Source organism: Frankia casuarinae (assembly GCF_000013345.1).
Classification (GTDB): Bacteria; Actinomycetota; Actinomycetes; order Frankiales; family Frankiaceae; genus Frankia; species Frankia casuarinae.
In genome coordinates, this window is the sequence record NC_007777.1 from 3,947,617 (window position 1) to 3,968,215 (window position 20,599).

A 20,599-nucleotide genomic window follows, 5' to 3' on the forward strand; every position below is an offset into this window, starting at 1 on the left:
TCGGCTGGATTCCGTGGGTTCATGTCGCTCGTCGATCCGGCGTGCCTGGCGGCGGTGGGCGGGACGCGACCGGAACCCGGTCCGATCAGGAGCGGACCGAGCCGGGGCTGCGTGATCCGGGGCTGCGTGACCCGGGCTGGGTGTCATGGGGTGGCTTCGACGCCGGTGAGGATCACCAGCAGGGGGATGGTGAGGAAGGCGACGAAGGCCAGGGCGACCATGACCGCCGGCAGCTCCATCGCGGCGTCCGCGACGGAGGCCGCGAGCCGGGCCTGCGCGGCCTCCGCGGCGCGCAGGTGGGTGCTCTTGCTCTGCAACGCGAGGACCGGGGACGCGCCGCGCAGCGCCGAGCTGACCGTCAGGCGCAGCTCGGCGAACTCCGCCACCGGCACTCGCACGGCAAGGCGGTTCAGCCCGGCGTCCGGCGGGACATGGCGGGCGCGGGCCCACTGCAGGGCGGCGCGGATCTCGGTGAAGGCCCATCCCCGGCCGGCATCGGCCGCGGTCTGCAGCGCGGTATGCAGCGACAGCCCACCGACCAGCAGGATCCGCACCAGATCGAGATAGGCGGCCACGGCCAGCCTCGTCTCCTGCCGGCGGGCACTCGCCCGGCGGTGCAGCGGCCGATCCGCCCACACGAACCCGAACGGCACCGCGGCGACACAGCCGAGCGGCAGGGTCGTCGCGGGCAGCACGATCCCGCTCGCCCACCCCACCGCGGCCAGCCCCACCGTGGCGCTCACCACGACCAGCAGGCGGATCATCCTGGTCGCGGTGTGCGCGGCCGGGTCGAGGCCGAGCACGGCAAGGTCCTCGGCGAGGAGCAGTCGCCGCGCCCACACGGGGCCGACGGTCTGCTCGAACCGGCGGTGGACCTGCCCGGCCCAGCGGCCACCGGTCGCACCCCGGGCCGGCTGCTGGTCGGGTGCGGGGGTCGGGCGCAGGCTCCGCCCGAGGAGGAACAACCCGGCGCCGACGATCGCACCGCAAAGAGCCGGTACTGCCGGGTCGGACAGCGGGCCGGTCATGTCGCGTCGCCGAAGAAGTCGGGGACCACGGCGGGCCGGGCCAGCCGGAGCAGGGTCCGCACCGCCAGACCCACAACGCCGGCGATCATGATGAGGACCGCCTGCCCCCAGGCGGTGCGGTAGGGAGCGAGCATCGCCGGCCATACCGCCAGGACACCGACGACGGACACGGCAAACAGGCCGAGCAGCAGCACCATCGACCGGCGGTAGCGGGCCCGGGCGGCATGCAGATCCCGCAGCACCGCGACCCGGTGGCGGGTCGACTCGACCTGCTCGGCCATCAGCCGCGCCAGGTCCCCGGCGCCCCGCCGGTAGGTCAGCGACAGCACGGCGGCGATCGACCCGACAAGCGGATGGTTCACCTCCGCCCGGAAGCCGGCCAGCGCCGCCGGCAACGGCTCCTGATCGAGGCGGACCCGTAACCGGCCCAACGGCCCGGCGAGCGCGGACGGGGGCAGCTGACACGACGCCACCACCGCCGCCTTCAGCGGCTGCCCGGCGTCGAGTTCCTGGCGCACCGTCTCGCACCAGGTCGCGACCGCCTCACCGAGCTCGTTCAGCTCGTCGACGCTTGGACCCCGCCGGACGTCGTGCGTCAGCCACGCGGCGCCACCACCCAGCACCCCGAGCACCGGCACACCGACCACGACGCCGAGGATCAGACCAGCGAGCACGCCGCCCGCCACCGGCAACACGAACTCCGCACCCCACCCGGCCATCCCGGCGTCGGACGGCCGGCCCTCCCGGGGCCCGCCCGGCAGCCGGCGGCCCCAGCCAACAGGGCGGCTCCGGCCGGCGGGGACGTCCCGGTCCTGCAGCAAGGCGACGAGCAGCAGCCAGCATCCCAGGCCGACCAACGCACCGGACAGCGCCCCGATGAAGAGGCGGGTCTGCGCGTTCACCAGGCCGCCCTCGTCCGGCGCCGGGTGAGGACCGCCGGGCCGACCCCGGCGGAACGCAGCTTGGCGGCGAGCTGGTCGGAGAAGTCCAGGTCCGTGCGTACCGCCCGCTCGATCCTCGCGTCCCAGCGCCACAGCTCCGCCGAGGTCACCCGGCCCTCCCGGTACTCCCCGACCTCATGCACGCTCGTGACCACCCGCCGGCCGTCCAGGTTCGCGACATGCACGATCAGATCGACGGTGGACGCGATGGTCTCCAACACCGCCGCCTCCGGCACCCGCCCCGGGTCGAACGCCGCATACGTGCGTAGCCGGGCGACGACGTCGGCGGCGCTCGGTGCGTGGATCGTCGTCGCCACCCCTTGGGCGATGCCCTGCCCGAGCGCCAGCAGCAGCGGCAGGACGCCGCCGTCGGGGCGCAGTTCCCCGAGCAGGACCCGGTGCGGGGTCTGACGGCGCAGGTTCTCCGCGAGATACCGCGCCATCGAATACTCGCCGCGGCCGTCGACGTTGCGCTCGCGGGCCTCGAACTCCACCAGGTTGCGGAACCGCTCCGGGGCCAGGAACAGCTCCTGCTCATCCTCCACCGTCACCATCCGGTCGAGGATCGGATCGTCGGGTGTGGCGTTGACCCACGCCCGCAGCAGCGTCGTCTTCCCCGCTCCCGTCCCACCCGAGATGATCAGCCCAAACGGTTGACGCAAAGCCGCCGTCCCCGCGAGCAGGGCGGTGATGTCAGATCCGAACATCCCCGCGTCGGCGAGCCCGTCCAGGGTGTCCAGGCCGGGCCGGAACAACCGGCAGTCGATATGGGTCAGGCGAGTCACCCGGGACACCGCGTGCACCCGAACCCCGTTCGGCAGCCGGAACCGCACCGACGGGTTGCTCTCGTCGAACCGGCGGCCGACCGACGCCGCATGCTCGGCCACCCACTCAAACGCCTGGGCGTCGCTACCGAACGGAGACCGTCCCTCGATCCGATGCCCGCTGCCGCGCTCGGTCAGCACCAGGTTGACCGCGCCGTTGACCTCCACATCGGAAAACCGGTCCGCCAGCAGGAACGGGCCGAGCGAACCCAGCTGCGACTGGGCCTGGCGGACCAGCAGCCGCACCTCGTTCTCCCCGGCCGCGTCCAGCGGCGGCGCGTCGGCCGCGCCGCGCCGGATGTCGGCCAGTTCCCGGGCGAGGAGCTCCTCGGCGAGCGCGGCGCGTTCCGTGGGGGTGAACCGCCGGCCGCTGCGGCGCGCCGCCGCCACCTGACGCTGCACCGCCGTGTTGATCGTGCTCGCTACATCCTCGGCGACATCGGACCCGCCGTCGGACCCGGAGGTGCTCGACTGCAGGCTCATCCGCCACCTCCCTGCCCAGGGCCGTCCCCGCTACCGCCGGCCGGGCCGCCGTCAGCCGGCCCGGGCGAAGACCCACCGCCGACACCGAAGAGGCGGACGCCATGCTCGGACATCGCAGCCGTCTCCACCGTCTCCGCCAGCCGCTCGGGCAGGGCGAGGTAGACGACGGTGTCCCCGGACCGGCCCGTCGCCGCCGGCGGGCGGACCTCGGCGATCCGTACATCACGGGCCAGCACCACGGCCCGGCCGGTCGTCGTGTCGAACCCCAGGACCCCCACGGCATCACCGGTCCGGACCGACGCCGAGGGCAGACCGTCCGGGCCGACCGTCACCCCGATCGAGACCTGCCCGGCGGGTGCCGTTACCGAGCCGACCATCTCCGGGCTGAGTAGGGTGCCCGCCGGTAGGTCCAGGAGCACCGGCCGCCCCACCAACGCGCGGCGCGCCGTGGCCGGCGTGGCCAGCCGCACCGACCCGCCCCGCGCATCCACACCGACGACCGCCAGATCCGCCGGTGCCACCACCGTGCCGCGGGCCAGCGGACGGGCGAGCGCCACCACCTCGACCCGGCGTGCATCGTCCGAGGACAACCACAGCGCGCCGGCCGCGCCGAGGACCATGAGCAGCAGCGCCACGGCCGCGCCGCCCCACCGGCGGCGCGCCACGCCGCTCTGCGGACCGGGGTCGAGGTCGTCCGCGATCCAGTCGTGATCGGTGGGTCTCGCCGGCCGGGTCATCGCCCCGCCCTCTCAACCGCCTCGATCTCCCGCACCTCGACCGGCACCTCCGCCCGGGTCGTGATACCGGGAAGCGTGCCGTGTTCGCCGTCGCTCGCACTCCAGGCCACGGTCCAGTCGATGGCCAGCACCCCGGGCCAGAACCGGCCGCCCGGCGCGGCCGTGGAGGCGTCCCGATAGGTGTATGAGCAGGCCGGGGGACGCGCCGGCTCCGGTGTGCCGGGGACGAACACCGGGCCCGGCCCGACACAGGACACCGGCGGCGAGCCATCGCCCGGGGCGAACCGCAACACCGTCGGGGCCGCGGTCACGGTCACCGACGCCCCCGGGATCTGCGCCGACGCGGACACCGCCGACCACTGCCCCGGCACCGCGAACCACACCGACACCCGCACCACCGCCGCCCCCGCCACATCGGGGGAGAACCGGCCGCGTGGAGCCGGCAGCCGGCGCCGCACCTCCCGCGCCGCCGACGCCACCGCGCCGGAGACGTTCGGAACCCGCAGCCACGCCCACCCGACGATCCGGCCGTCGCAGATCCGCGCGTACATCCGGGACCGGCCACCGTCCGCCTCGACCCGTTCGACGTCGACCAGGCCGATGGACTCCGGTCGCGGCTTCACCAGCTGCTCGGCGGCCGCATAGCCCACCAGCCAGCGGCACGCGGCCGCGGCTGTAGCCGCCGGCGATCCGGCCGCGGCGCGACCAGCGCCCGTCGACTCCACCGAACCGACAAGCGCCCTGTCGGCCCTATCGACATCGGCGAAACCGCTCACAGCGCCCTGCCCATTCGTCCAGCCTGGCGTTGCCGCGCGGGCCACGGCAGCAGAAAGAATCAGCGGACACAGAACGGCACCAGCCATCACGAACGTTTTGACGGGGGACATCCGTCCCTCCCATTCCAGGAGTCCGTGGTGGTCACCCGGTCGATCTGCCACGTTTCATGTTTCACCCAGGTGAAAAGGGTTCTCTCGCTGAGAGGAATGTCGTCGACGACGATCTCCGAACCATCCGGAGCCCTGCGACGCGCGTCGAAGATAACGCCGTCGTCGTAGCCGCAGACCGTCGCGACCACGGTATCCAGCGCCGCCGTAGGCACCTCGATCTTCTCGATCACGTAACGGTTCCCGGCGCCCGGTCGGGCGGCGTAACCGCGGCGCGCGAGAAGCGCCAGCCAGGCGGTGACGTTCTGGCGCGGCGCGCCCGTCGCCGTATAACTGGCCAGCAGACCATCGACCCCACGCCGGTCACCGGGGGCCTCGACCGCGGCAAGAAAGGAACGGTAGTACCTCTCCTGCGCGGCGGCGATCTCCCTGCGTACCGTGCCAGCCGGATCAACCGCCTCCGACCGGGACACGGACGACGGGGACCTGGACGACCCGGGCGGGGACGCGGACGACCGTGTCGACAGGGGTCCAGATGGGTCCGGGCCGCCGTCAACGGTGCCGTGCGGACCCCCGCACGCCGCGCCCACGACGGCGACAACCACAAAGACGAGAACAACAGATAGCGGACAGGCGAGACGGGGACAGGGACTCGCGAACATCACGACCTCCGGACGAGGATCTCCGGTAACGAGATACGGATCTCACCGGTTCGACGGCGGACGTGAATACCCGACCCTGCCACCGTTCCGGACGCCCCCCGACAATCCGTGAACGTACACAGCCTCACGTCGACCGCATCGTCACCGCGAGGCCCTTCCCGCCGCGCGCACCCACCCCTCTCCAGCAGACTCGGCGCGGCGCAACGATTCCTTTACGAACACCCTTGCTCGTCCATCCTTGGTATCACAGCACACGAACCATGAATAGCCACCCACAACCACAACCCCGAGCAAAAAAAGGAAGCCGATTGCAATCCGTGAAGACGACTCGAGGCGACTCCGACACCACGGGCGCGCCGACCGTCGCGACGCGTGCGAGACGGCTTATAGATAGGAGAGGCTTCGGCGCCCAGCTGCCAAGCCGCTCCCCCGACCGTCCCGACCCGAGGGAGCGACCATGACCCACATCCCCGAACCGCTGTTCACCACCGGCCACGACCGCACCACCCTTACCCTGCACCGACAGACCCTCCCCCCACACGACGAGCCGGTCCTGCTGCTGCGCGTCACCGCCCCGCGCACCGGCATCGCCACCGCCCACCTCACCGACACCAGCGCCCGACTCCTCGCCGCCGCCATCCACGACCACCTCGACGCAGCCGACACACACCGTGAAAGTGATACTCATCACATCGAGGTCGACGGTGCGGACGGGACAGCACCGGACCCCGACCACCTCGACCCCTGGGCCGCCGTTCCACCCACCCCCGCCTACGTCGCCGACCCCGGGCCCCTCGAACTCCACCGGGCCCAGACCGCCCTCGCCGAGGCCAACCGCGACCGCGACACCGCCGCCGCCTGGCTTGCCCGCGTCCACTGCCAGCACGCCGCCTACACCGTCGCCCTCGCCTACCCCGACGCCGCCTGGATCACCGTCGACCTGCGCACCCCCGATGACGACGGCGCCCTCCACGCCGCCCTCGTCGCGGTCCTCGACCCGCAGGGCAACCCCCTGATCGATCACGACAGCACCGACCCGGTGTTCCACACGCTCGCGTTCCAGGTCAACCGCGCCCTGCGCACCGCCCTCGCCATCGCCCCCGGCCTCCTCGACTGGACCGGCCGCCGCAGCCTGCACCTCAGCCACTACGCCACCTGGTAGACCGCCATGATCCTGACCGCCGAGAAGCCCCCGACCGCCCCGCCACCCTCGACCGGAACGATCACACCGCTGGCGGGCCCGCCAGCACCACGACCCGCCGCGCCGCCACCCACCAGCCCGACCCGCGGGAATTCCACCGGCGGAGATGCCGGGAGCGGGAATGCCATCGACAGAAGCACAGCAAGCGACGGCTCCCCTGCGGCAACCGACGACCCGACGACCACGCAGCCCGCGCCCCCACCGGCGACGCCTTCACCGACCCAGGCCGACGACATGAACCGCGCCGACGACACGAACCGCGCCGCCCTCGCGCCCCCAACCGCGCCGACGCGCCCACCTGCCGCGCCCTCCTCGCCGGCCGCGAACGCGCCGGCAGGAAATCCAGACCGGCACGACCCGACGTCAGCGCCGTCCCGGCGGCGGCGCTGGCGAACCGGCGATCTCTGGATCCATATCGCCACCGTCATCGCCGTCCTCGGCGTCGCCGGCATCGCCGCCGTCGTCAGCTACCGCCACATGCGCGCCGTCGCCATCCTCCACGGCGAGAACCCCGCCAACGCCGCGATCATCCCGCTGTCCGTTGACGGCCTCATCGTCGCCGCCTCCATGACCATGCTCGCCGACAGCCGCGCTCACCGACACCGGTCCTGGCTCGCCTACAGCCTGCTCACCCTTGCCTCCGCCGCCAGCCTCGCCGCCAACGTCATGCACGCCGAACCCACCCTCGCCGCCCGCGTCATCGCCGCCTGGCCCAGCGCCGCCCTCATCGGCGCCTACGAACTCCTCACCGCCCAGATCCGCGGCGCCGTCACCACCCAGACCCACCCCGCCGCCCCACCCGCTCCAGCCGCCGCGCCGACTTCCGCCCCCGCGCCCACTCCAGCCGCCGCGCCCCCGGCGCCCGGCGCCCCGCCGAGCCCCGAACCCACGACGATCATCACCCCCGAGAAGAACGGGAACGATCCCGGAACGAAAACAGCATCCCAGCCGGTCACGGTCAGACCCGGCACGAAGAAGGCCAGGCTCCAGAAGCTCCTCGAAGCCCTGCCCGCCAACGACCCCCGGTCCGTCTACGCCCTCGCCAAAGACCTCGCTCCCCTCATCGGCCTGAACGAAGGCACCGCCCGCCGCTACATCCCCCACCTCAGGTCATGACCGCCCGGCACGAGGCCGGCGCTGCCGGCCGCATGCACCGCCTCCCCGTCACGTTCACCTCACAAAACCGGCTTACCCCGGCTTCCGATTCCTACAGTTTGGCGCCACATCGCCACGCCTGCTGGCCATACTCACGCCTATTTGCCATTGCGATGAACCGGCTGCTCCCAAAACCCTGGAAGGCGCAATGTACAAGGTCGGAAACGCTGCCGCACACGACCAATCCGGACAACAACGCCCCTCGCTACGCCGGTCACACCGTCGAGCCCTGACGCCACCGTGCAGACCCGACTCGGCCCGACCGGGAGTGGATCATAAATCGAGGGTTGGGGTGTGCTCCCGGATCAGCGCACGTATTCCCCGGTAGCCCTCCGCGAGGGCCGGATCGGTGGGCCGGTCGCCGACGGCGCGGCGCAGCGGGTCGGTCTCGCCGTCGGTGGTGGCCGGGGTGCCGTAGGGCAGGCCGAGGTCGCGGTGGCGGAACCCCTCGACGGCCTCGACCCGGCTATCCCATCCGGTGGCGTCCAGGCCTGCGCTGGAACGGGCACCGAGGAGTCCGGTGAGGTAGTCGGCGGGGTCGATACCGGCCCGGAACACGGCGTGCGCGATCTGCCGGTCGAGGGCTTCCTCGATCAGCCGGAGCCTGTCCTGGCGGCCGGTGCGTGCCTCGACGGTGCTTGCCCGGCTGCCTTCTCCGTGTGGCCTCGCCCGCGGGACGGTCGCGCCTTGAGCGTCGCGGAGGTGGCGGCGTTCGGCGGCGAGCTGGGCGGTGGGGTGACGGGCCAGGTGGTGGATCTCGCAGGTGTCGAGCAGGCCGACGAGCTCGTTCCACTCGTCGCGGGCCGGACGCGGCGGGGGGAGGAGATAGTCGGTGGGGTGGAGTCCCTGCTGCTGGCAGAGGTCGGTGACGCGGTGGTCGAGCACGGCGGCGCCGGTGCGGACGCTGCTCTGGTCCTCGCGGGTCAACGCGACGAGAAGATCAGCGGGCTGATGGCCGTTGTCGAGCAGGGCGTGCAGGCCGGCGATGGCGCGGGCGCGGGGGATCTGTTCGGCGCGGCTGTGGAAGCGGGCGCGGGCCCGGCGGGGTAGGACGTCGGCCCAGGTTCGAGCGAGGCGCGTGGCCTGATCATGGTGCAGCATCCACCGGGCCCGTAGGGTGCCGGCCGGTTCGCCGGATGAGAGTGGGGGTCCAGGGTCGTGGGGTGGGACGGCCGGCCGGTAGCGGGCGTGGTGGACGGCGAGGGCGCCGACGGCCCGGTCCCACAGAGCGCGGTCGGCGCCGGCGGCGGCGGGTCGTGGCCCGATGCGAGCGACGAGATCGGCGGGCGGGTTGGCGACGGCGGCGGTGCGCAGGGCCGCTTCCGCTGCGAGTTCCGCGCGTCGCAGCACGGCGGGCGGCGCGGGCGGCGCGGGCGGCGCGCCGGCCGCGCGGTGCGCGCCGCCGGATGGCGGGGGTGCGGGGAGTCGGGCGAGGCCGGCGAGGGTGTGGGTGCGCCGCAGCCGGTGGGCAGCGTGGGCGAGCGGGTCGTACTCGCTGGCGAGGCGTTCGGTGCGGGACTGGGCGAGGTGGTCGGCGAAGCGTTCGAGGGGTCCGGTCGGGTCACGCAGGACGGGCAGCCAGTCTTCTTCGTCAAGGTCGGCTTCGAGATCGGCCCGGCGGATGACGTAGGCCGCGAGATCGGTCCGGGCTCGGGAGAGCATGACGTAGAGGCCGGCGCGGCTGGTGTCGTCGGGGGCGACGGCTCGTGCGGTGGGCAGGGAGGAGCCTTCGGCTTTCGCCGCAGTGATCGCGTAGGCGTAGCCGAGACCGCCGGTGCGACCATCGGTGAACCGGTGGGTGAGGTACTCCCACGGCACCCGCACGCTGCCCTTCCTGGGAAAGCGGACGGTGAGGGCCTGCCGGTCAGGATGGTCGGGATCCAGGTGGACGGCGGTGACCCGGCCGAGGGTGCCAGTACGGATGTAGGCCGAGGCGGGCTTACCGGCGGGGATCAGGGTGTGACCCGTCTGGGTCAGGGTGATGACCTCGTCGCCGGCCTGGAAGTCCCGGCCCGCCACGGTCAGGACCGGTCCGGTCAGGGTGCCGTCGGCGGCGAGACGGTCACGGGCGGCGCGGGCGAGGATCTCCACGTCGCGGGTCCGCTCGGCCATCATGTGCAACGCTGCCGCGGGTCGGGGCCGGACCGTACCCCCTGACCGGCGCCGTCCCGGACCGGCGGCCGTCCACCCGTCGCCCTCCGTGCTGCCCGCGCCGTCCACGCTGCCCGGGTCGGTGGCACTGTCCGGGTCGGTGGCGCCTCGAGGGTGCGGTGCGGTGCGTTCGGTGTACCAGTCGTTGACGACCTGGGCGAGCAGTGCTTCGCGGGAGTCGAACAGGCGGATCCGCCCGTCCGCGGCCAGCAGCTCGAGAGCCTTCCTCGCCGACGCGCCGCCCTCGGCGCGCAGCGCGCCGAGGGCGGCGCGGACCGGCGCAAGCGCCGCGCCGGTCTGCCGGTGCAGACTGCCCAACGCCGGCACGTCGGGGGTGGAGGCGACGAGATGGGCGTACCAGCCGCCGGCGCCGACCGCGCCGAGCTGCGCCGGGTCACCGAGCAGGATCAGCACGGTCCCGGTCCGAGACGCATACCGCGCCAGTCGGGCGGCGTCCCGGGTCGAGACCTGCGTGGCCTCATCCACGATGACCACGCTGCCCGCCGGCCACACCCGGCCCGGATCCTCAGTGTGATCGAGCAGGGTCAGCCAGCCGGACACCACCCGCCCGGCCACCCCGATCCGGCCGGTGAGTTCCTCGGTCTGCCGGCCCCCGTGCGCGGCGGCGAACACCTGCCCGCCGCCGGCGTGGACGATCCGGGTCAGCAGGCGCATCGCCTCGGTCTTCCCCGACCCCGCCGGCCCGACGACCGGCCGCACCAGATCCCCGGAGGTGAGCAGCCGGCGCACGAGGGTGATCTGCTCGGCCGACAGCGCCGGCCCCGACGGCCCACCGCTCCCCTGGCCGCCGTTCCCCTGGCCGCCGCCGTCCTCGCCGCCGACGCCACCCGGGCCGTCCGATGACGGCCGCTGCTGCGCGGCGGCGAGATGGGCTTCGAGCGTGGCCGGGTCGACGAGGATCCGCGGCTGCGCGCCGGCCTCAACCCGGCCCTGCCGGCAGAGGGCCAGCAGGGTGTCCTCGACCTCGAGCAGTTCCTGCGTCGTGTACACCGGCTCGGGTTGCTGGCGGGCCCGGGCGGCGCTGTGGCCGAGCAGGACGATCCGCCGGTCGGCCAACACCTGGTCGGTGAGCCGGTCGACCTCGTCCGCGGGCAGCCGATCGGCGGCCCAGGCGGCCACCCGTCGTACCACGGCACGGCGGTCGAACGTCGAGTCGTGCTCGGTCAATCCGGCCGGGCCGGTCAGCAGGTCGCACAACCCGGCCAGGTCCTCACCGTCGACCGGGGCCCGGTTCCGGGAGGCGGGTGCGGCAAGGGCGCGGACCCGCTGCGGCGTCCATCCGGCGGCCGTCAGCCGTTCGTGTTGGATGCGGCGGACCTGCGCGTCAGCGAGGACCTTCTTCGCCGCCCGGGAACCGCGCTGCGCCGCCGCCTCGGTCACCCCACCCGGCGTCAACCCGTCGGCGACGAGCTGGGCGTACTCGGCCTGGACCTCCCCATGCCGGGTGGAGAACGCCGCCAGCAGCTGCGCGGGGAAGGCGGCGAGTTCAGCCACCCCGTTACGCACCGGCCCCCAGGCCAGTCCGCGCCGCCGGGACAGCTCATGGCGCAGCGCCGCCGCCCCCACATAGCCAGCGGTCTTCACGTGGGAGAGGAACACCTCCCCGTCCAACGCCCGCCAGTCCACCCGCCCCCGGCCCTGCTCATCGGCCACCGGCCGGCCTTGCTCATCCAGATCGGGGACGGCGGTCGCGTTCACCACGATGGAATGCACATGCAGATGGGCCTCGTCGCTCCGCGACACCTCATGCGGGTACGACACCGCCGCCACCCCCACCCCCGGACGGTTCCGGCCGGCAACGGTGCCCACCGTCGCATGCCGTTCCAGATAGCCGAGCACCGCCTCCACACCGGCGTCCATCGCCGCGGCCACATCCCGGCGAATCTCCTCATCCCCGAACGCCCACAGCAACGACACCGACTTCGGCGCCGAACACGTCACGTCATAGCCCAACACCACCGCCGGCGGCACCCGCGCGGCACAGAACCGATCCACCTCCGTCGCACTCACCAGCCACCGGCCCGTCCCCGCCTCCCGCACCGCCGCCAACCACGGACCCCGCCCCTCCCCCACCCCGTTGTCCACCGCCCGGCCCTCATCCCCCGGCACGCTGCCCGCCGAGGGGCCACGTCGCATCCCGGCCGCGCCTGTCCGCTCGTGCACCGCCCGATCGGCACCCTGCGCCGACCCGCCGGCATCGGCATCGCCACCGCGGGAGGCTGAGCGCTCCGCGGTGGCCATGGCCGCGGTGCGTACCGCCAGCGCACGCAGATAGGCCGCGCTCACCCCCGCCCGCCGCGCCGCCTGGGCCAACGTCAACAACCCCCCGCCCGGCCCGGCCGAACGCTGCCCCTCCACGGGCGGCGATGCCCGACCCGCCGACCCCAATGCCGTCAGCAACGGCCTCCCCGTCACCGCGTGCTCCCCGCGCAGCAGCCGCTCCAACGCCTCCCCCGCCACCGGCCGGCCCGCGTCCAACCCGACCAGATACGCCGCCGACCCGCGCGCCCACCCGGGCACCAACCCCTCGCCGTAGTACCGGCGCAACGGCGCCACCGCCCCCGGCTGCCCACCCTCCACGTAGGCCACCACCGCCCGCGCCGCCCGAGCAACCGTCTCCCCATCCCGGGCCCGCAACGTCAATACCTTCACCGTAGCGATCATGCCTCGCCCCCCACACCCCGCAGCCGACATCCCGGCGAAGCCGCCACACCCGGACCGCGGCGACGCTTCGACCCCGCCCCCCAGGAACACACCCGGCCGGACGTCCCACCATCCCCGCCGAGAACATCGCCAAGGACCTCGTCGAACACCTCACCGAGGACCTCGCCCGATACCTCCCCCGCGCCCATTGCCCCGCCAAGGAACACCACCACCGCGACAGGCAGGTCGCATGGCGTCGCCCGACGACCCCGAGGAACACACCCGACCCGGCCCCTCACGCCTCACCGGCACGGATAAACAACAAAAAAGAAGCCCGGAGAGAGGAATAGTCCCACCGCCCGAAAACCACCGGCATATCTTGAGAGGATTCAACCAGCCAGAAAAACGATTATCCCGACCCGACCAAAACCGCAAAGAAACATATCAGCCAAGAGAGAAAAATATCGGTGCGCCGCAGCCACAATACCCTCAGAAACAGTAGAATATGAGGTGCTGCAAGGGGGCATCATCAATCCACCACCCAGCAGGGACGGACCATGCAACCAGACGTCGCACTCGACAAAATCCGCAAACTCCTCGCGATGGCGGAAGCGGACGGCATCAGCGAGCAGGCCCGCGAAAGCTACAACCTGAAAGCCACCGAGCTCATCGCCCGCTACGGCATCGACCAGGCCCGCCTCGACGCCCGACAGAACCGCCCCGCCACCCCCAGCGATATCCGCCTCGACATGGACCCGCCCTACGCCCGCGACAAGCTCAACCTGCTGTCCTCCATCGCTGTCCCCCTCGGCTGCCAGATCGTCTCCCACACCCGCCGCGACCCCGACCGGCTCCGCCAGCAGGCCCACCTGTTCGGGATGACCGCCGACCTCGACCGCGCCCAGATCCTCTACACCTCCCTGCTCGTCCAGTCCTCCTACGGCATCACCGCCGCCCGCATCCCCACCGGGGAAAACCCGCGCGCCTTCCGCCGCTCCTGGCTCGCCGGCTTCGCCGTCGCCGTCTACAAACGGCTCACTGCCGCCGAAGCCGCCGCGAAAGCCCGCGCCCTGCGCGAAGACACCACCAGCACCGGACCGTCGACCGCCCTCGTCCTCGCCGACCGCGCCACCCTCGTCCAACGCCACCTCACCCACACCTACCCCCGGCTGCGCAAGGGACGAGCCCGCCAGCTCTCCGGCTCCGGCGGCCGCGACGGCTACCACGCCGGCGAACGCGCCGACCTCGGCGGCACCCGCCTGACCCCCACCCAGCGGCCCGCTCTCGGCAGCTAACCCCACCGCACCCCGCGCCAGGCCGGCGCCGCCACCCAGCGGCGCCGGCCCTTCACCATGCCCGCAGCTATTCCGGTACGCCCCGTGCCGTCTGTTCTGCCGGCGTCCTTCCCTTCCAGGCTACGATCGACTCCGACAAAGATCAGACAATGATTCCGGGAGAATCCAGCCCCAGAGCAACCCGCCCGAGACCACGACCAGAAAATCGGCAGGACGCGGCACACAAATGCGCCCCCGAAGCCCCACTCCCCCCGGGGAAAACAACCCGCCGGACGATGGACAGAACGGCACCCGGCGTCACCCACCTCCGACGGCACATATGGAGCTTGCGCTACGCGCAAGCTCCCAGGACCCATGAGGCCGCCCATCGAACCAGGGGCGAGAGGCTCCGGGCACGCCGTGCCCTGGTAGAGAATTCTCCGGGGTGGCGTCGAGGGAAAGGAACCTGACCCTGGGTGAGTTCAGCGACTGGGATATCGGCATTGCCGAGCGTCGCAGGCGTCGGCTACGGCGGCGAGGCCCTTCCTGGCGGAGTTCTACTGGCCGTCGAGCGCACCGGGGCGGTGCTGCCGTAACCATGCCTCGACCTCAGGGCGCCGCCAGGCCCGGAAGTTCGGTCGCGCGATAACGGGCGTCGGGAAGTCGGACGCCTTCGAGATCATCTTGTTGACGGCGGTCTGGGAGATCCCAAGCAACGACGCGATGTCACTGCTCGTCATGGTCTCATCCGCCACGGATCAACACTAGCTAGTTGCAGCGCTACAACCTCAGGGCGCATACTTTGATTGCAGCGCTACAACCCGTTGCGCCGAGAGGCGACTCCGCCCCGTGCCGACGATCGAGGCGGGACACCCGCGACCGATCCGCAAGGAGGCCGCAGTATGACCACCGTTCGACCATCCGAGCCACCCCCCAGTCCACAGCACGCGTCGGAGTTCGTCACGGTGACCCGCATCGTGCACCCGCCGGCGGTCGACATCGGGCTGTCCGTCTCGCCCGAGGCGACAGTCGAACAGGTAGCCGCCGCCCTCGCGTCCATGCCGGCCAGTGCCGTCTTCGCCGAGCACTTCGGCGACGTCGACGTCACCTTGGTCTTCCGCGAGACAGCATCCTCGGGCGACTGATCCGCCTTGGAGAGGGCGTCCGCCCGGGGGCGGGCGCTCAACGCTGCGCGGCGACGTCCTGCGCCGCGCCTTCACTCCGTTGTGATCCTCGCCGGGGACGGGCCCGTGCGGAAATCGGCGTTAGGGAGAACCGTTCTGCCTCGCGGCCAGGCCGCGAAGGTCGTCCGTTTCGTGGACGAACGCGGCGGTGAAGATGCGGGTCTGCGATGTCGAGGAAGCCGTGGTCGGGATCGTCGGCCAAGATCCGCTCTCCCCAGCTGATGGGTCGGCTCCCGCTCCAGCGAGTCGGTGGGGTACTCGCAAGGTTGGCTCAAGGTTCCGAGCTCTGCATGGTCGTGCTGGAGTGCCCTTCGAGTAGCAGCTTCCGGCATGTTTACATGATCGCTTCGTTCGTCGGCGGGACCATGGTCCTGAGCCGGATGGGTCGGGAAGCCGATGGTTGGGAGATGGCATCGACCCCCGGCCGGAAACTGTCGGACCCATCCGCTTGAATGATCCTCGGACGAGGTTGCGTCGCTAATCGGCCACGGGGGGTGGCTCGACGCGGACTCGAGAGCGGGGTTCAGCGATGTGGGCACACAGTATGAACACGTCCGGCATGCGCCACCGACTTGTCGATCATCTTGAGGGCACCGCACTGCTCGCTGAGCGTTTCGCCGCGGTGTTCGGTGCCGGTGAGGTGGGCCGCTTCGCAGGATTGGCGCATGACGTGGGCAAGGCATCCTGTGCCTGGCAGGACGGTCTGTTGCGGGCGGAGGCGACGGGCGTCCGCGTAGGTGAAGATCATAAAACGTTGGGCGTTCTTCTCGCGGAGCGGCGTGGGGCCTTCCCGGTGCTCGGTTTGCCTTTGCATGGTCATCACGGCGGGCTGACCAATCCGTCCGAGGTACGCTCGATGATCAAAGATCGAAGCAAACCGCGAGATGTACAGGACCGGGCGGAGGCGGAGGCAGCGCTACGTCCGCTGCTTCCTGGGTTGTTCGACGGGCCGCCGGTGCGTCTCCCGGTCGGGTTCGATGAGCCGGGTACCAGCGAGATGCTGATGCGCTTCCTGTTCAGCGCGTTGGTCGACGCGGACGGGCTGGACACGGCGGCTCATCGGTCCGGTGGCCAGCCGCAGGTTGCGGCTCCCGCGGACATGGCGATGTTGTGGGATCGGTTCGTCGGTCGGCGTAAGGAGATGCTGGCTGGTCGGCCCCCCGCCCCGGCTGCGGACCGGTTGCGCGGTGAGGTGTATGAAGCGTGCCTGGCCGCGGCGGCCGGTCCGACGGGAATCTACCGGCTGCCGGCGCCGACGGGATCGGGGAAGACGATCGCGGCGGCCGGGTTCGGCCTCCGGCATGCCCTCGAGCAGGGAAAGTCCAGGGTGATCGTCGCGGTGCCCTTCATCACGATCACTGAGCAGAACCATGCAGTGTACCGGCGTCTGTTGGACCCGGTCGGGGCGGGCAAGGGCGCTCCGGTGGTGTTGGAGCATCACTCGAACGTCACTGTCGATGACGACGGTCCGGCGCAACGGTGGCGCAGGCTGGCGGCGGAGAACTGGGATGCGCCATTCGTCGTGACGACCACCGTGCAGCTGTTCGACTCGCTTTTCGGCCGCAAGCCGGCGGCAATGCGCAAGGTGCACCGTCTCGCCAACTCCGTGATCGTCCTGGATGAGGTGCAGGCGTTGCCGGCGCCGCTGCTTCTCCCGATCGTGGACGGGTTGCGGACGCTGACGGCGCGGTTCGGGACGACGGTGTTACTGGCATCGGCGACACAGCCGGAGCTGTGGGCGCTGGATCCGTTGGAGTCGATCACGCCGATCGAGGTGATCTCCAATCCGGAATCCTTGTATAAGACGTCATGTCGGGTTCGGTACGAGTGGTGGCCCGATCCGAAACCGACGTTGGAGCAGGTCGCTGATCGGGTTGCCGATCCGGCGGCTGCCGGTGCAGACCAGTCGCTGACGATCGTGAATACGGTCGCGAATGCCCGCCAGATGCGGGACCTGGTTGCTGCCCGTGTACCGGCGACCACCCCGGTGCTGCATCTGTCGACGGCAATGTGCCCGGCGCACCGTCGAGAGGTACTCGCGGAGGTGAAGGAACGGCTCACCGCGCGGCTACCCGTCCGGCTGGTGAGCACCCAGCTGATCGAGGCCGGCGTCGACCTGGATTTCCCAGTGGTGTTCCGGGCGATGGCCCCGGCGGACTCGTTGCAGCAGGCCGCGGGCAGGGCGAACCGGGAGGGGCATCTCGGCCCGAAAGGCGGCTTGGTGGTCGTATTCGACCCGGCCGATGGCGGCCGTCCACGCTCCTACGACCTTCCCGTCGGCATCACCGCCCGGTACATCGGACTGGGCCGCGCCGACCCAGATGATCTCAAGGCACTACGCCTCTACTACCACAGCTACCTGCAAAATCCGCGGGTGTCAGGTAGGGATAGCAGGGGAGCGGCGGTGCAGATCAGCCGAGCGGCCCTCGACTTCCGCGCGGTAGCGGAAGGTCCGAAGCGCACAGGGGAAGACCCGAGACCGGACAGATCGAAGGCATTCCGAATGATCGATGAGGACACCGTCCCGGTCGCCGTGCCTTACCAGGGTGAGGAGGAACGGGTCCGTCAGCTCGTCGAGCGGATTCGCATGGTCCCGCTTCCCGAGCCTCGCCTCTTCCGCGATCTTCAACCCTACTTGGTCATGATCCAACGCCGCACCCGGGACCGCGCCGACGTCGCCACGCTGTGCCAGCCCGTCTTCGGGGACCTCGTCGAATGGGCCGGCAGCTATGACAAAAACACCGGCATCGTTCTTGAACCGTCAGGAGAGGAGTTCATCGCATGACCCTGACCCTGCCCCGTTCCCCCTCAGGGGACCCGCCGGTCGCCGTCCAGGTCTGGGCGGAAGGGGCGCTGTTCACCCGCCCGGAGTTCCGGGTCGAGCGGGTGAGTTACCCGGTGATGACGCCGACCGCTGCGGTCGGAGTGCTGGAGTCCATCTTCTGGAAGCCGGAGTTCCGCTGGGCTCCGGTGGCAATCGAGGTTCTCCGTCCGCTCCACCAGTTCACCCTCCGCCGGAACGAAACCTACGATCTGCCGCTTCTGTCGGACGCGGCAAGCGGAGTACGGCGGATCGACACGGTCGCTAACCGGGACCAGCGCAGCGCCGTCTGCCTGAAAGATGTTGCCTACCGGATCCATGCGCATGTCGAACTCCAAGACCATGCGACGAAGGACGTTGCCGCCTACCGGGAGCAGTTCCGCCGTCGGGTGAGCCGTGGTGCTTGCTTCCAGCAGCCTTACCTCGGCGCACGGGAGTTCCCCGCCTCCTTCGCACCGCCCGACGGCACACCTGTGTGGAAGCAGGACGAGGACCTTGGCGTCATGCTGCACCGCATCCACCACGGCCCACCGGTGGCGTTCGACTGGTTCACCGCCCGCCTCGATGCCGGCGTCCTGTATGTCCCGCGGGCCGGTATCCGTGGTGACGTTCCGGCGGTGGCCTGATGCTGCTGCAACGCCTCACCGAGTTCCAACGCCCGATGATCAGCGGGGTGGACGATCTACCGCCGTTCTACCAGTCTCGGCCGATGCGCTGGGGGTTGATGATCGACGCTGACGGTCAGCTCGCGATGCCGGACCTGCTAGATCTGTCCGATCCGACCGACAAACTACGCCGCTTCGGCGAGCCGGGCCCCGTGCCCTACCTGACCCGCAGCTCTGGCGCGTCGCCGCTGCTCGGTGCCGACGACATTCAATACGTCCTCGGTTGGGCCGATGACGATGCGAAGCCGGACTGGGTCGGACGGTGCCACGCAAGCTTCGTTGACCTCGTCCACCGCTGGGCCACCGCCTTCCCTGCCGATCTGATAGCTCAGGCCGTCGACGGCTTCTTCACGCGCCGTGGCCACAACCAGGTCCGCCGCCCGGAAGTCTGGACGTCGAAACAGGGAATTGTTCTGCTGGTCGGCGACGACGGGCACTGGCTTCCCGAGGAACGCTCCGTCCAGATCTTCTGGGAACGCGAGGTGCAGCGCCGCAAGGCTGGCGGGGACAGCCCCGACGGCGGGCGACGCGGAGTATGCCTGGTCTGCGGCCAGGATGGTGTTCTCGTCGAACGCTTCCCCCAGGGGATTCCCCGGCGGCTCGTTCCCCTCGCCGGTCAGGCCATTGCCGCACTCGTGTCCGCGAACAAGAAGATCCACACTTACGACTTCTCCGACAGCCTGGCAACCGTGCCGATCTGCATCGGCTGCGCCCGCATCTCCGTCGCGAACCTGCACTATCTGCTCGACCATCCCGATCACTCTCTGTCAGGTAGCGACGGTCGGATGACCTGGTGGACCATCGGCCGGGAAGTCGCCGTCATGACTCTTATGGGACAGGCGCGGGCAGCCGATGTCCGTGTCCTCGGTGAACGTGTCCACAGCGGTCGCGGCACTGAAGACACCGACCTGGAACACGAACGGTTCTGCTCAGTCACGATCAGTGGAAGCGGCGCTCGGATCGCAGTCCGGGACTGGATCGATATGCCCCTGGCGCAGCTCGAGGAAAATATCATCCACTGGTTCGGAGACCACCAGACATACGGCGTGAACCTGGCCCGCGGTGGTTACGTACCGCTGACCCGCCTAGTACTCGCTACCGGCCGGTGGATCGAGCAAGGCGGTGGAGACCGCTCCTCCGGCGAGTACGCCCGATTCGACGACCGCAGCGCGCAACGTCCCGACGGTGTCCGCCGAGACCTCCTGCGCATCGCGCTCAAAAACCTACCGGTACCACCCGCGCTGTTCGGCCATCTTCTGACCCGCATTCGTACCGACGGGCACGTCGATGACGCCAGAGTCGCACTGCTACGCCTGGCCCTGGTCCGCCGAGCCCGCCTTGCCGACGAAAGGAACCGACCTGTGCCCGGACCCGGTCTTGACCCGGACAACCATGACCCCGCCTATCTCGCCGGACGGATCTTCGCCCAGTTGGAATCCATCCAGTACTATGCTTCCCAGATGGGCCGAGAAAAGGGTGATCGGCTCAACACCACCTTCGCCGACCGATATTTCGCCGGTGCCGTTGCCAACCCGAAGACCGCTCTTATACAGGGATGGCTTCTTGTTCATCCATGGCTCAAGAAGATTCGTCGAGACAGTATCGCCCGAGCAGTCGCTCTCGAAAATCAGCTGCATGGGCTCAACGAACTACTGGTAGCCAGCGGCGGATTCCCTGGTCGAGGAAATCCCGACGACCAGGCTATGTTCATTCTTGGCTATAGTCACCACCGGTCGGACTCAATGCGTCGAGGCGGCGCCGCCAACGCCGCGAAGACACCCGGCCCTGGATTTCCGCCGAACACTCCGGGGATGCCAGCGGATCCCGGCACACCCACCCCTTGATCAATATGCTGTCCTACCTGGCGTACTACAGCAGATTCCTGAAGCCCACTACCGCCGTCATTTCACCAACTGCCCCCAGGA

16 protein-coding genes are annotated in these 20,599 nt (G+C 70.7%); 7 read left to right on the forward strand and 9 right to left on the reverse strand.

What is annotated here, in order from left to right; translation table 11 throughout:
* Positions 1–143: 143 nt before the first annotated feature.
* The 6 genes from FRANCCI3_RS16770 to FRANCCI3_RS16795 form a co-directional block, all read right to left on the reverse strand.
* Positions 144–1,028 (reverse strand): type II secretion system F family protein, encoded by an 885-nt coding sequence (locus FRANCCI3_RS16770; RefSeq protein WP_011437713.1) that lies wholly within the window; start codon positions 1,026–1,028, stop codon positions 144–146.
* Positions 1,025–1,930 carry a type II secretion system F family protein gene (locus tag FRANCCI3_RS16775; protein WP_011437714.1) on the reverse strand — a complete coding sequence of 302 codons (906 nt, stop codon included), beginning with the start codon at positions 1,928–1,930 and terminating at the stop codon, positions 1,025–1,027. Before FRANCCI3_RS16775 ends, FRANCCI3_RS16770 begins: the two co-directional genes overlap by 4 nt.
* A complete protein-coding gene (locus tag FRANCCI3_RS16780; protein ID WP_011437715.1) occupies positions 1,927–3,276 on the reverse strand; it encodes an ATPase, T2SS/T4P/T4SS family in 1,350 nt (449 codons plus the stop codon). Before FRANCCI3_RS16780 ends, FRANCCI3_RS16775 begins: the two co-directional genes overlap by 4 nt.
* On the reverse strand, positions 3,273–4,013 hold the full coding sequence (locus tag FRANCCI3_RS16785) for an SAF domain-containing protein (protein ID WP_011437716.1): 741 nt from the start codon (positions 4,011–4,013) through the stop codon (positions 3,273–3,275). The genes FRANCCI3_RS16780 and FRANCCI3_RS16785 overlap by 4 nt, the downstream gene beginning before the upstream one ends.
* A complete protein-coding gene (locus tag FRANCCI3_RS16790; protein WP_235463200.1) occupies positions 4,010–4,789 on the reverse strand; it encodes a hypothetical protein in 780 nt (259 codons plus the stop codon). The genes FRANCCI3_RS16785 and FRANCCI3_RS16790 overlap by 4 nt, the downstream gene beginning before the upstream one ends.
* Before the next feature lie 86 nt (positions 4,790–4,875).
* Complete coding sequence (locus FRANCCI3_RS16795) at positions 4,876–5,370, reverse strand: hypothetical protein (protein WP_049760969.1); 495 nt, start codon at positions 5,368–5,370, stop codon at positions 4,876–4,878.
* A 646-nt stretch (positions 5,371–6,016) separates the two neighbouring features.
* On the opposite strand from FRANCCI3_RS16795, the gene FRANCCI3_RS28595 reads away from it, so the two are divergent.
* A complete protein-coding gene (locus FRANCCI3_RS28595; RefSeq protein ID WP_035958758.1) occupies positions 6,017–6,721 on the forward strand; it encodes a hypothetical protein in 705 nt (234 codons plus the stop codon).
* On the opposite strand, the gene FRANCCI3_RS28260 is transcribed toward FRANCCI3_RS28595, so the two are convergent.
* Positions 6,706–6,996, reverse strand: a complete 291-nt coding sequence (locus FRANCCI3_RS28260) for a hypothetical protein (protein WP_041257967.1) — start codon at positions 6,994–6,996, stop codon at positions 6,706–6,708. The genes FRANCCI3_RS28595 and FRANCCI3_RS28260 overlap by 16 nt on opposite strands.
* Between FRANCCI3_RS28260 and FRANCCI3_RS23605 the strand changes: the two genes are divergently transcribed.
* The gene (locus FRANCCI3_RS23605) at positions 6,995–7,876 is read left to right on the forward strand and encodes a DUF2637 domain-containing protein (RefSeq protein ID WP_049760970.1); all 882 of its coding nucleotides are present in this window, start codon (positions 6,995–6,997) and stop codon (positions 7,874–7,876) included. The two genes, FRANCCI3_RS28260 and FRANCCI3_RS23605, sit on opposite strands and share 2 nt — an antisense overlap.
* 312 nt (positions 7,877–8,188) lie before the next feature.
* Here FRANCCI3_RS23605 and mobF read toward each other — a convergent pair whose 3' ends face one another.
* Positions 8,189–12,739, reverse strand: coding sequence for a MobF family relaxase (gene mobF, locus FRANCCI3_RS16815; RefSeq protein WP_236701505.1), 4,551 nt, complete (start codon positions 12,737–12,739; stop codon positions 8,189–8,191).
* Positions 12,740–13,287: 548 nt separating this feature from the next.
* Between mobF and FRANCCI3_RS16820 the strand changes: the two genes are divergently transcribed.
* The gene (locus tag FRANCCI3_RS16820) at positions 13,288–14,025 is read left to right on the forward strand and encodes a DUF2786 domain-containing protein (protein WP_011437722.1); all 738 of its coding nucleotides are present in this window, start codon (positions 13,288–13,290) and stop codon (positions 14,023–14,025) included.
* A 536-nt stretch (positions 14,026–14,561) separates the two neighbouring features.
* On the opposite strand, the gene FRANCCI3_RS16825 is transcribed toward FRANCCI3_RS16820, so the two are convergent.
* The gene (locus FRANCCI3_RS16825) at positions 14,562–14,744 is read right to left on the reverse strand and encodes a helix-turn-helix transcriptional regulator (RefSeq protein WP_035958778.1); all 183 of its coding nucleotides are present in this window, start codon (positions 14,742–14,744) and stop codon (positions 14,562–14,564) included.
* A gap of 162 nt (positions 14,745–14,906) precedes the next feature.
* Here FRANCCI3_RS16825 and FRANCCI3_RS16830 point away from each other — a divergent pair, with 162 nt between their 5' ends.
* The 4 genes from FRANCCI3_RS16830 to FRANCCI3_RS16850 all read left to right on the forward strand — a co-directional run bounded on the left by FRANCCI3_RS16830 (position 14,907) and on the right by FRANCCI3_RS16850 (position 20,518).
* Positions 14,907–15,149, forward strand: a complete 243-nt coding sequence (locus tag FRANCCI3_RS16830) for a hypothetical protein (protein WP_011437723.1) — start codon at positions 14,907–14,909, stop codon at positions 15,147–15,149.
* Positions 15,150–15,732: 583 nt separating this feature from the next.
* Positions 15,733–17,973: a CRISPR-associated helicase Cas3' gene (cas3, locus tag FRANCCI3_RS16840; protein ID WP_201783647.1), complete on the forward strand. Its 2,241-nt coding sequence runs from the start codon at positions 15,733–15,735 to the stop codon at positions 17,971–17,973.
* Entirely contained in the window at positions 17,970–18,635 is a 666-nt protein-coding gene (gene cas5c, locus FRANCCI3_RS16845) for a type I-C CRISPR-associated protein Cas5c (RefSeq protein ID WP_011437725.1), read from the forward strand. Before cas3 ends, cas5c begins: the two co-directional genes overlap by 4 nt.
* Positions 18,635–20,518, forward strand: a complete 1,884-nt coding sequence (locus tag FRANCCI3_RS16850) for a type I-C CRISPR-associated protein Cas8c/Csd1 (RefSeq protein WP_011437726.1) — start codon at positions 18,635–18,637, stop codon at positions 20,516–20,518. The genes cas5c and FRANCCI3_RS16850 overlap by 1 nt, the downstream gene beginning before the upstream one ends.
* Positions 20,519–20,599: the final 81 nt, after the last annotated feature.